Here is an 11,625-nt window from a genome sequence, read left to right on the forward strand (position 1 = left end):
GGCCCCTGGGGGGTTACTGGCCCAGGCTGGCCGGGCGCGGGTGCGGGATCAGGCGGAGGCTGCAGCCCGTGGTGAAACCCCGTCTCTACTAAAAAAAAAAAAAAAAAAAAAATTAGCCAGATGGCTCTGCCTCTCTCTCTCTGTCTGTCTGCTCTCTCTCTCTCTCTCTGCCGATGTTTTTTTTTTTTTGCTGGAGACCTCACCGTGGCTCCAGGCGCGGTGCTGCTGTCAGCCGGATGGCCGGCCAGCCAGGCGGCCAGGCTGGCAGGCTTGAGGCAGGCCACCACCATATTAAAAATTGTCTACAGTGCTGGAGAAATTGATGTTGATGATCACCAGGTCCATTCAATGGCACTATCAAAAAAAAAAAACTACTAAATTGAAATTAAAATTACTAATTAAATTAAAATTAATTTTAAACTAATTTTTATATATATAAATTTTTTTTTTTTGGAAATTTAGAAATGTTGCTGGCCAGGCTGGTGGCTCACTGCCTTCTGGCTAAAAAAAATTACAGGCACCACAGTGCTGGCTCAGGTGGTGGTGATGGACTGTTGATCATGGCCACTGCCCATGCCTGGCCATGGCCAGGCTGGCCCATCACGCTGCCGCAAAATGCCGCCGGCACGGTGCGCTATCACCGCGACGACGGCACGGAACAAAGCGATACCGTCATCACGTGGAGTGCCGTACGCACGCTCAAGCCGGGCAATGTTTCACGCCAGAGTTGGGATTATCTGCAGTCCCGTCCGATGACGAGCAATACATCGTCCCGCATCGACCAGGGGACGACGGGGAACCAGTTCGCGGCCAGCCTCGACGACTACCTGATCGACATGCCGCATGCGGGCGAGGACGGCGACGATTATCGCAAGCTCGGCGAATTGCGCATGAAGCGCCACGAATACGAATCCAAATGCTTTTATGGCGAGGGAAGCGTGCGCGCCTTGTGCGTCGGGGAATGGGTCGCCTTGACGGACCATCCGGACATCGACACGCACCCCGAGAATGAGCGGCAATTCATCGTGACGCGGCTGGAAGTCGATGCAGAAAACAATCTGCCCAAGACCGTCGACGACCAGGCGCAACGCCTGTTCGCACTGAACCGCTGGGATGACGCTTTATTCGATAACGCGCTGCGTCAAGCCAGCGGGGAACGGGGCGTGCGTTATACGAATCGCTTTTCGTGCGTACGGCGCGGTATTCCCATCGTGCCGGCTTTCGATCCGCGCACCGACTTGCCGCGTCCACGGCTGCAAAGCGCGCGCGTGGTCGGGCCGGCGGGCGAGGAAGTCCATTGCGACGAACATGGCCGGGTTAAGGTGCGCTTTCCCGGCACCCGACCGGACGACCACGGCCATGCGCAGGACGCCGGCGCCAGCGACAGCGAGCGTGACTCCGCCTGGATCCGCGTCGCCAGCACGTGGGCCAGCAATCAATGGGGCACCATCACGCTGCCCCGCGTGGGCGACGAAGTCATCGTCGATTTCCTGGGTGGCGATCCGGATAAACCCATCATCGTGGCACAGGTATATGGCGGCACGGCGCCGCCGCCATCGTTCACCCATACCGGCACACTGCCCGGTAATAAATACCTCGCCGGCATCAAGAGCAAGGAAGTGCAGGGCACCCGCTACAACCAGCTGCGGCTGGACGATACGCCGGGAGAAATCAACGCGCAATTGTCCTCGGAACACGGCCATAGCGAATTGAACCTGGGTTGGCTCACGCATCCCCGCAGCGACGGCAAAGGCGAGGCGCGCGGCGAAGGGGCCGAATTGCGCAGCGACCATGCCGTCGCCGTGCGCGGCGCGAAGGGCGTCCTGATCAGTGCCGACGCGCGCACGCACGCCGGCGGCAAGCAGCTGGATCGCGCCGAACTGACCGGCCTGATGGAGGTGCTGCAAGGTGTCCAGCGGCAGCTATCGGAACTGTCGACGACGCATCACGCCGACGACACCGACGACCAGGAACTCAAGCAATTACTCGGTCACTTGAAGCAGTGGGAGGCCGGCAGCAACACGGCCAGCGGCGGTGCGAGCGGGGGCGGGCAACCCGTCGTCGCGCTGTCCGCGCCGGCCGGGATGGCGCTGGCGAGCCAGAACAATATCGCGCTCGGTGCGCAAACGCACGTCGACGTGGTCAGCGTCGGCAATACCCAGCTCTCCGTCGGCAAACGGTTGCTCGCGCGCGTCTCGGAAAGCATCAGCCTGTTCGCGCACCGCCTGGGCATCAAGCTGATCGCCGCCAGCGGCAAGCTCGAATTGCAGACGCATGGCGACGACATCGACGTGACGTCGGCCAAGCGCATCGTGCTGACGGCCGCCGACGAGATCGTGCTGCAGGCACCCAAGGTGCGCTTCGTCACGCAGGGTGCGCAGGTGGATATCGGCGGCGGCGCCATCACGCAGCAGAGCAGTGGGGCGCATACGATCAAGTCGTCGACGTTTGCGCACGTGGGGCCGGGTGGCGGGACGCCGCCGGGTGTGGAGCTTCCCACCAGCACGTTGAAAACGGACGAAAAATTCGTGCTCGCCCGCCGCGGCAGCGGCCGTCCGCACGCCAACCAGCGTTACCGGATCGAGCTGCAACGTACGCCGGCCGCACGATCGAAGGTGTGACCGATCATCAAGGTCATACCGAACTGACGCAAGACATGGCGCTCAAGATCGCGCGCCTGACCCTTTTGAAAGCGTAACGAAAGCGTAAAGCATGAGCGATTCCGATACCGATACCGCCACCCGCCTGGTCGGCACTGGCTGGGATGAACATGGCAACGATACGGCGCAGTCTGTCCTGACCGGTACCAATCTGAAAGTCCGGGCGTTGTGTTTGACGACGCCTGATCTTGTCGTGCCTGTGCTGTTCGTGCCAGGCATCATGGGCACGCGGCTCAAGGTTAAACAAAGGGACGCCTCGGCATGGTATCCGCCGGAGAGCACCTGGGAAGGCATTGTCACGATACTCAAGCATCTCAACAAGTCTGCCGCCGACCGGCAAAAGCTGCTTGATCCGAACAATACCGAAGTTGACGAAAACGGTCCCGCTCATCCCGACGAGTCCAGCAAGGCTCTGCTGGCGATCGCGCCGGGTGCCACTGACGCCGAGCGCGCCAAATGGCGGGGTTGGGGACAGCTATATGGTGCAAGTTATTCCGAGATTCTTTCCTTGCTCGAGAAGAAGCTTGGCACTTATCTTCGACCCGGCCAGCCAAGGGAAAAAACTCACCACGACCTGGAAAACACTGGTCATGGACCAGCAGGATGCCGCCAAGCTCGGCGCGCAGAAACCGTTCGCGCCATTGGAGGAAGCCCATCTGCGCGATGCTGCCGATGTGCTTTATCCGGTGCACGGCGTCGGGTACAACTGGCTGCGCAGTAACAAGGAATCAGGGGAGAGGCTGGCTCAGGAAATCGAGCGCATTACCGCTCATTACCGCAGCAAGGGAAAGACTTGCGAAAAGGTCGTTATCGTCACGCACAGCATGGGTGGCCTCGTCGCGCGGGCTTGTACGCAAGTGCCGGGCGCGACGGATCGCATTCTCGGCATCGTGCATGGTGTCATGCCTGCGATCGGCGCCCCCGCGACCTATAAACGTATCCGGGCTGGTTTCGAGAAGATCGAACAAGTCCTCTTGGGGCGGAACGCAGCGGAATGTACGGCGGTCATGGCCAATGCACCGGGGCCATTGGAACTCTTACCCACTTCTCAGTATAAAACGCAATCCGATAAAGGGACGCGGCACTGGCTGCGTGCAAGTTATACCAAAGTAAATATGCAAGGAATTCCGGAGGAGATCGACACCTTGCTCGGCGATGCGGATCCTTATGCGGATATTTATATGAATAATAGTGCCAGCTGGTGGAAGCTGGTCAAAGAAGAATTGATTGATCCTGCGGGAAGGGAAGAAAGAGAAAAGGCCAGGCGAAAAGGAGAAGAGATCGTTGGCGAGCGTTCACGAGAATCTGACTTTAAAAAATTTTCTGGAAATATGGATGAGGCACGTCGGCTTCAAAATCTAATTGAGGATAAATATCATCCAAACACCTATGCTTACTATGGTGCTGACCCCAAACAATTGGCATGGAATGAGGTGCACTGGAAAACCGCTCAGGCCTTCGACGGCGAAATCAAGGTGGCGTTACTGATGGATGATGACTTCAACGGCACGGTGCAATTATCCGTCAAGGAAAAAAACCAACATAGCTTTGAAATTCAGAAGGCGCAAGGACTTGGGGACGGAACGGTGCCTGCCGAATCTGGGTCTGCTCCCACTCCACACGTTATCCAGATATTTCGACATGAAGGCAAGGGAAAAGGACATGAGAGCTACGATCATCAAGGTTCTTATAAATCGAAAATTGCACAGTCAGTCACCCTGTATTCCATTGTAAAAATCATGGCAGGCTCTAGTTGGCTAAAACAAAATTTACCCGAAGCATGAAAAAGCACGCCTCCCTGTCTTTTGCTGTTGCTGCGGCCCTTTGTGTAGGGCTCAATGCTTGTATGGCTACACCTAATCACTCCGAGTTATCCATCATGTCAAAAAATAACGTGAATACGGCATCTTTAGCAACCATATCTACTTTTTGCATGGGGCGTTTCCTGATCGACGTGCCTGCTGGCTCCAAAACCACCGGAGGAAACTATAAGTACGATTTTCTTGAAATCGAGCCTGTGAAATCCATGGCATTTGCGGAGTTTGAAAAAGCGGTGGCAGAACGTGAGTCGGATCTGAAATTTGCAAAAAACGAACGTACAAAGCAAAGCATGTTGCTTCAATATGTTCAACCGGATAAAAATACAAGAATATTTGCTTCATGGAAGTCAGATGCAAGTACTGCTCAGGTTAAAATCATCGGCTATCGCTGGATAAACGGCAGTAGATTTATTTTTGAGGATCGCGTTGATGACGATAAGCAAAAAATCGGAGTGAGTAATATGGAAGAGGTGCTTTCCAAACTACGTACTCGCACTGAAGCCGAAATTCCCAATGATCCCGGATATTGTTTTGCGGGTGGCTTTATCGCGAATGCGAAATGGAAGAATGAAGAGGCAGGCGTAGATTTCCGCGTAGTCGACCATCCTGATACCATTGTTTCCGTCTGGTTTTATCCACTCTCGAGTTATAAACACGACAAGCCTCTGCTTGAGCGCATGGGTGGCATGACACAACTCCTCGGAAATTTAGCCACCTCCGTGCACGTACTCCGCAAAGGCGATCGGAAGGTCGGGCCCTATAAGGGACAGGAGCATTTGGCGTCTGCTCCCAGTAGCGGCGGCATGCGGGGACATGCATTTGTCTGGGAAACGCAGGGCGACGGTACCCGGATACCCCTGCAATTAAGATCGAATTATCGACAGGTAATCAGGATCTCAAGGGTAACCCACAAAAACAAGCCTTACGGACGAGCAGGCCATGAAACTATGGGACGACATCCTCAACAGCTTCCGCCTGCGTCCTACCAGCGACTCGGTAAAAACGAGTGACGTCGGCCCGGAACCTCGCCTTCCGCTTGGGGAACTCGCGGCAACCGGTCGCGCGTGCCCGCAGACGGGTTGGTGGCAAGCCAGCGAAGCCGGCGAGATCGAAGGCGGCGCGCGTCAGTATTTCAAGGAAGGCGAAACGATGCCGCAGGTGACCACGCTGGGCGAATCGTCCTTGTGGCAAAAGGTCAAGGGTGCGCGGCCGTCTTATCGTACGGCGACGGTATGGAAACTGGTCGATTACGACGCGGCGCCCGCTCGTGCGGATGAGGTGGCCCCGACGCAGGCAATCGCAAAGGCTGCCTCCGACGACGCGCCGTCGGGCCACGACAAAGGGTAAAGCGATGCGTAACGTGATTTGTCTTGGAGACCCGACGTCACACGGTGGCAAGGTCGTGAGCGTAAGCGCCCAACATTTTACGGTCGACGGCATCCCCGTCGCCCGCGTCGGGGACGTGTGCAGCTGTCCCATCTCGGGTCACACCGTCTGCACGATTGCTGAAGGTGATCCGCACCACGTCATCGATGGCGTCGCGGTCGCCTATGAAGGGCATAAAACGACGTGTGGCGCGTCGCTGATTGCCACGACAGGTAATTTCAGCGGGCAATAACCCGATCTCGTCTCATCCGATTACCTCATCACCGGCATCATGATGTTTTATAGATCGCTCTCTTCCGCTCTCGTGACAGCCGTCTGCGCGGCGCTCGGTGCCTGCACGGCGCTACCCAACAATACTTCGCGTAACGCCAATGGCGCGCCTTCCTCGACCACATCCACCTTTTGCATGGGACGCTTCCTGATCGACGTGCCTGCTGGGTCCAGCCTTACCGGAGGCAACTATAAGTACGACTTCATCTCGATCGAGCCGGTCATGGATATGACGCCTGAAGCATTTGAAAACGAGGTGAGAACGCGAGAGTGGGCACTCAGATCTGCAAAACATAAAGATACAAAACGAAGTATGTTGCTTCAGTCTGCTCAGCTGAACGGAAGCACGAGGACCCTCGCTTCCTGGAAAGCAGAATATAGTACGGATGTTATCAACGTAGCTGGTTATCGTTGGATTAACGGTCGACGATTTTTGTTTCAACTCGATGTTGGCGATGATAGACAAAAGCCGGGAGTCAATCGCATGCGGGATGCGCTTTCTCGTTTGCGTACTCGTATCGACACTGACATTCCTACGGACCCCGGCTACTGCTTCGCCGGCGGCTTTATCGCCAATCCGGCGTGGAAAAATGAAGAAGCCGGCGTGGATTTTCGCATCGCCGGTCACCCCGACACGCTCTTGTCCGTCTGGTTTTATCCACTCTCCCGCTACAAGCACGACAGACCTTTATTAGAACGGATGGGCGGCACGGTGCAGTTCCTCGGCAATCTTGTCACGTCGGTCCGCGTGCTGCGCAGGGGCGACCGGCAGGTCGGGCCGTACCAGGGCCAGGAACACCTGGCCTCCGCACCCGGCAGCAACGGCATGCGCGGCCACGCGTTCGTGTGGGAGACGCAGGGCGACGGTACGCTGGACACGCCCGCCATCAAGATCGAACTGACGACCGGCTACCGCGACGGCAAGGGCAATCAACAGAAAACGAGCCTCACTGATAAAGAGGCGATAAAGCTGTGGGATGACGTTCTGGATAGCTTCCGTCTGCGTCCCGTGCGCGATCCTGCCCCGACGGCGCAGTGACGACGGTGGCGGTGTCGTTGTCGACCCCTCAGCCCGCCGTCATCCGCAACCGGAAGAACGCATGCACCATCGGTTCGGGGGCGTCGATGTGCCCCGAGTGGAACACTTCCGCCGGTGTAGAGGATCGCCCGGTTGTAGCGCGGCGCGATCGTCAGCACCTTGTCGAAGTGTGCGCTCGATGCGATCACGAAGGTCCGCGGCGCATCCGGCAGCGGCTTCGCCAGCCTGCTCGCCACGCTTCAGATCGTCCAGCAGGGCCTTGATCTCGTGCTCCGGCACAGTCGGCTTGAAGAAGCTGGTGCCGCCGAGGCGCTCGTCCCTGAACAGATACAGCACCATGGCACCCGCTTCCTGGCCTTGCAGGAGACCAGTGAAGTCGCGGTGCGGCAGGCGCTGGCCCGGCAGCAGTTCCTCGGGGCGGCGCGTCACCAGCGACAGGCGGCTTTTCATGTCGGGCACTCGCCGCGCCTTCGGTGGTGTGCGCGCGTGCTGCAGGAAGCTGTCCTGTACGCGCGCCGCAAAGATGCCGGCCAGTGTCAGCTCAGGGCCGGATAGTCGTTGCCTGGCACATCCTGAAAATGCGCGTGGTTGCGCGCCGCGAAGTCGACCAGCGCTTCCGGTTCCAGCATGAAGCCGTCGATGACGACGCATCGGTGCCCGTCGAAGATCGGCACCAAGCTGGCGTGCGGGTGCGGATTGAGCAGGGGAAGCATGGCGGCGGCGTCGCTGCGCGGCCTGATGGCTCCAGACGTGGCAGGTGCCGTGGTAGCGATGCTGCCGGTCCAGGTAAATCCATGCCGCGCCATGCTATGCTGCCGCCACTTCATCACCTCGACCTCCGCAGTCCGCCATGCTCACCAGCCCGCTCCTCGACCACCCCGCCATCGTGCACGGCTTCGGCACGCGGCACGACGACATGGCCGTGCTGCTGCCCGACTACTGGCCGCGCCGCCCCGTCCAGCACGAGCGCCACGGCACGCGCATCGCGGTCGTCACGCAAGCGAACGAGGATTGCGGCGAGGCCGACGGCATGCTCACGGACCGCCCCGGACTGCTGCTCGCGATCGCCACCGCCGACTGCGTCCCGGTGCTGCTCGCGCGCCGGGACGGGCGCGAAGTGGCTGCGCTGCACGTCGGCTGGCGCGGCGCGCTGGGAGGCATCGTCGATGCGTTCGCGGCGCTCGTGCGTGCGCGCGGCGGCGATCCGGCCGAGTGGATCGCGGCCGCCGGACCGGCGGCGCACGCCTGCTGCTACGAAGTGGGGCAGGAGGTGATCGACGGTTTCGTCGCGCGCTGGGACCTCGCGCCCGGCTTCGTCGCACCGCGGCCGCGCCGGCTCGACCTGCCCGCCATCGTGCGCCACCAGCTCGGAACGGGCCGGCCTGGGAAGCGTGGAAGCACGCGCCGAATGCACGATGTGCGACACGCGCGCCGATGGACGCTGGACCTTCCACAGCTACCGCCGCGACCGCGAGACCCGCACGCCCGTGGTCGACGTGCACTGGTCCGCGATCGCCATCGCGCACCGTTAAGACCGCGCGCGCGGACCTGCGTCCGTGCCTTCGACGACACGCAAGATGCCGCCTTGCGTGGCGCAACGCACGCATTCGTCACGATTTTGCGTGTGCGTCGCGCCACTCGGTGAAGTCTGAGGCTATCATGCGTTCAATTCCAACTTGTCGTTGTCGCCACGCGAACCGAACGTCATGATCCGAGTTCTCTTCATCCACCAGAATCTGCCGGGCCAGTTCCGCCGGCCGATGCGGTATCTGCAGACGCGGCCCGACTACGAAGTCGTCGCGATCGGCGAAGAGACTGCGGTGCGGCGCGAGCCGGCGGGGCCGAAGCTGCGCGTGATCGGCTACGCGAAGCCGGGCGGTCCGGGCGACAAGACCCATCACTACCTGCGCCATTTCGAGGGCTGCGTGCGCCGCGGCCAGGCCGTCGCGCGTGTCTGCGTCGGGTTGAAGCAGGAAGGCTTCGTGCCCGACGACGGCGCGGCGTGCACGCGCTGGCGGCGCAGCGCGCATCCGGCCGAATTGCGCGGCAAGTTCCGCGAGGTTCACGACGTGCTGTCCTGGTCGATGCTGGAGGCGATTGCCGTCGGCGTGCCGGTGCCGGGTTCGGATACCGCGCCGGTGCGGGAAGTGATCCGCGACGGCGCGAACGGCTTCCTCGCGCCGTTCGTCGACGCGGCGCTGCCCGCCGACCGTGCGCTCGGCCTCATCGCGCGCCGGCACGAGATCGCGCAGGTCGGCCTGGCCGGGCGCGCGGACGCGGATGCGCGGGAGGCCGCATGACGGACCGCTTCGCCATTCATTACGCGCCGGACGGCTACTCGACCGCGGGTCCGCGCCTGATGGGCCGGCAAGCCGCCGGCGCCGGCCTGCTGCGCGCCATCGCGGGCGCGCCCGGCCTGGACACGGTCGGCTGCTTCGCCGGCGGCCAGGCCCACGCGGCCGAGGGCGAGCGCCTGCTGCGCGAATACGGCTATGGCGGCAAGGTCGAATGGATCGCCCAGGGCCGCCCGCAGGACCTGGAGCGCTACGGCACGCTGTACCATCCCGCGCCGGGCATCGAGCGCCTGGCGTGGCGCCGCCTGGGCATCGGCGCGCGCCGCTACAGCCTGTGCGGCATCACGCACACGACGGCCAGCCACGCCGTGATGTCCAGCCTCGCGAACCTGCTCGTGGCGCCCGTACGCAGCTGGGACGCCGTGATCTGCACGTCGCGCGTCGTGCGCGACAGCGTACGCCGCGTGCTGGAGCGCCAGGCCGAGTACCTCGGCGCGCGTCTCGGCGCACAGCGCTTCGAACTGCCGCAGCTGCCCCTGATCCCGCTCGGCGTGCACGCTGCCGACTTCGACCTCGATGTCGCCCACCGCGCCACCGTGCGCCGGCGCCTGGGCATCGATGGCGACGACGTCGCCTTCCTGTTCTTCGGCCGCCTGTCGTTCCACGCGAAGGCCCATCCGCAACAGATGTTCCTGGCGCTCGAACGGGCGGCGCAAGCGGGCCGGCGCGTGCACCTCGTGCTGTGCGGCTGGCTCGCCAACGCGGCCATCGACCAGGCTTTCCACGAGGCGGCCGCGCAGCTGTGCCCATCGGTGCGCCTTGCCGTGCTGGATGGCCGCGTAGCGGCGAACCAGCTTGACGCCTGGGCCGCCGCCGACGTCTTCATCTCGCTTGCGGACGACGTGCAGGAGACCTTCGGCCTGACGCCGCTGGAAGCGATGGCGGCCGGATTGCCGTGCATCGTCAGCGACTGGAACGGCTACCGCGACACGGTGCGCGACGGCGTCGACGGCTACCGCATCCCGACCGTGATGCCCGGCGCCGGGCGCGGGACTTGATCTCGCGCAGCGTTACGACGATGGCGTGGACAGCTACGACGCGTATTGCGGTCATACGAGTCAGGCGGTGGCCGTGGACGGCACGGCGCTCGCGCAGGCGTGCATGCGCCTTGCCGGCGATGCGGCGTTGCGGCGCCGGCTGGGCGAGAATGCACGCCAACGGGTGCGCGAGGAATTCGACTGGTCCGTCGTGTTCGGGCGTTACCGCGCGTTGTGGCGCGAGCTCGACGAGCGGCGCCGCGCCGATGCGCTACCCGGTCCGGCGTTACCGGCGGTGGTGCCGGACCGGCTCGATCCGTTCGAACTGTTCGCGACGTATCCGAGCATGCAGATCACGCCGGCGGCGATGGTCGAACTCGCGCCGGACGCATCGCTCGCGTTGTTGCGCCAGTATCGCGAGCTCGCGATCAACCGCTTCGCGCATGCGTCGCTGCCGACGCTGGAAGAGTTCGGACAGATCTTCGGATCGATCGAATCGCGTCCGATGCAGGTCGACGAGCTGCTCGACGCGCTCGGACCGTGCGACCGGCCGACTTTGCTGCGCGGACTCGCGTGGCTGTGCAAGATGGACTTGCTGCGCATCGGCGCGGCGGAGGATTGAATTCGGCATAAAGCCTTTATATAAAGGCGTTATGCGAAATGGTAGTAAGGTAATGCGCATCGATTTGCGCGCTTGTTTTTGGAGACCGAGCAGAACGAGGAAGGAATCAAGTGTTATCGCAGCGATCGTTTCGGTTGATGTAATCGCTGGTTTGCCTGTGAAAGACATGAAAAATACTGTGTGCGGGTTGCGCACTGACAAGGTTTTCGTGTACTTTACGTGATTGAATTTGTCAAAACGTGAAGACGCCAATTTTTGGAGCGTCGAACGTGAAACAAACCGATCAAAAAAGGGACGCTGATTCACTCAGTATGCACGTAAGCTTAGCGAAAAGAACAAGCCGCATTGCCTGATAAATGTCGGGCATGGCGGCTTTTTCTTTTCGCGGCCACACGGGCTGCGATGTGGACAGCGCAGTGAACCAGGTGCTGGATCATCCAACTAACTCCTCCGTTTTAACCTTAGCAATACGTAACTGAACGAAGGCACGCATAACA

Annotated in this window: 12 protein-coding genes and 1 pseudogene; 12 read left to right on the forward strand and 1 reads right to left on the reverse strand. The window is 60.9% G+C overall.

Annotated elements, in window-relative coordinates; translation table 11 throughout:
- The first annotated feature begins 204 nt into the window (after positions 1–204).
- The 8 genes from ACWNCF_RS01420 to ACWNCF_RS01455 all read left to right on the forward strand — a co-directional run bounded on the left by ACWNCF_RS01420 (position 205) and on the right by ACWNCF_RS01455 (position 7,175).
- On the forward strand, positions 205–378 hold the full coding sequence (locus tag ACWNCF_RS01420; protein ID WP_449405751.1) for a hypothetical protein: 174 nt from the start codon (positions 205–207) through the stop codon (positions 376–378).
- 182 nt (positions 379–560) lie between these two features.
- A complete protein-coding gene (locus ACWNCF_RS01425; protein WP_449405752.1) occupies positions 561–2,621 on the forward strand; it encodes a type VI secretion system Vgr family protein in 2,061 nt (686 codons plus the stop codon).
- A gap of 91 nt (positions 2,622–2,712) precedes the next feature.
- Positions 2,713–3,381: a hypothetical protein gene (locus ACWNCF_RS01430; protein ID WP_449405753.1), complete on the forward strand. Its 669-nt coding sequence runs from the start codon at positions 2,713–2,715 to the stop codon at positions 3,379–3,381.
- Positions 3,347–4,444, forward strand: a complete 1,098-nt coding sequence (locus ACWNCF_RS01435) for a lipase family alpha/beta hydrolase (protein WP_449405762.1) — start codon at positions 3,347–3,349, stop codon at positions 4,442–4,444. The genes ACWNCF_RS01430 and ACWNCF_RS01435 overlap by 35 nt, the downstream gene beginning before the upstream one ends.
- Positions 4,441–5,490 carry a T6SS immunity protein Tli4 family protein gene (locus tag ACWNCF_RS01440; protein ID WP_449405754.1) on the forward strand — a complete coding sequence of 350 codons (1,050 nt, stop codon included), beginning with the start codon at positions 4,441–4,443 and terminating at the stop codon, positions 5,488–5,490. The genes ACWNCF_RS01435 and ACWNCF_RS01440 overlap by 4 nt, the downstream gene beginning before the upstream one ends.
- Entirely contained in the window at positions 5,420–5,827 is a 408-nt protein-coding gene (locus tag ACWNCF_RS01445; RefSeq protein WP_449405755.1) for a hypothetical protein, read from the forward strand. The genes ACWNCF_RS01440 and ACWNCF_RS01445 overlap by 71 nt, the downstream gene beginning before the upstream one ends.
- A gap of 4 nt (positions 5,828–5,831) precedes the next feature.
- Positions 5,832–6,098: a PAAR domain-containing protein gene (locus ACWNCF_RS01450; RefSeq protein ID WP_449405756.1), complete on the forward strand. Its 267-nt coding sequence runs from the start codon at positions 5,832–5,834 to the stop codon at positions 6,096–6,098.
- Between the two features lie 42 nt (positions 6,099–6,140).
- Positions 6,141–7,175 (forward strand): T6SS immunity protein Tli4 family protein, encoded by a 1,035-nt coding sequence (locus ACWNCF_RS01455; protein WP_449405757.1) that lies wholly within the window; start codon positions 6,141–6,143, stop codon positions 7,173–7,175.
- Positions 7,176–7,214: 39 nt separating this feature from the next.
- On the opposite strand, the pseudogene ACWNCF_RS01460 reads toward ACWNCF_RS01455, so the two are convergent.
- Positions 7,215–8,002, reverse strand: a pseudogene (locus ACWNCF_RS01460) (DUF6445 family protein).
- Between the two features lie 23 nt (positions 8,003–8,025).
- Here ACWNCF_RS01460 and ACWNCF_RS01465 point away from each other — a divergent pair.
- The 4 genes from ACWNCF_RS01465 (at position 8,026) to ACWNCF_RS01480 (ending at position 11,128) form a co-directional block, all read left to right on the forward strand.
- On the forward strand, positions 8,026–8,820 hold the full coding sequence (locus ACWNCF_RS01465; protein ID WP_449405758.1) for a laccase domain-containing protein: 795 nt from the start codon (positions 8,026–8,028) through the stop codon (positions 8,818–8,820).
- A 61-nt stretch (positions 8,821–8,881) separates the two neighbouring features.
- Complete coding sequence (locus ACWNCF_RS01470) at positions 8,882–9,475, forward strand: hypothetical protein (RefSeq protein ID WP_449405759.1); 594 nt, start codon at positions 8,882–8,884, stop codon at positions 9,473–9,475.
- On the forward strand, positions 9,472–10,527 hold the full coding sequence (locus tag ACWNCF_RS01475; protein ID WP_449405760.1) for a glycosyltransferase family 4 protein: 1,056 nt from the start codon (positions 9,472–9,474) through the stop codon (positions 10,525–10,527). The genes ACWNCF_RS01470 and ACWNCF_RS01475 overlap by 4 nt, the downstream gene beginning before the upstream one ends.
- A 73-nt stretch (positions 10,528–10,600) precedes the next feature.
- The gene (locus tag ACWNCF_RS01480) at positions 10,601–11,128 is read left to right on the forward strand and encodes a glycosyltransferase (RefSeq protein ID WP_449405761.1); all 528 of its coding nucleotides are present in this window, start codon (positions 10,601–10,603) and stop codon (positions 11,126–11,128) included.
- Positions 11,129–11,625 lie beyond the last annotated feature (497 nt).

It is taken from the genome of Massilia phosphatilytica (assembly GCF_977014125.1).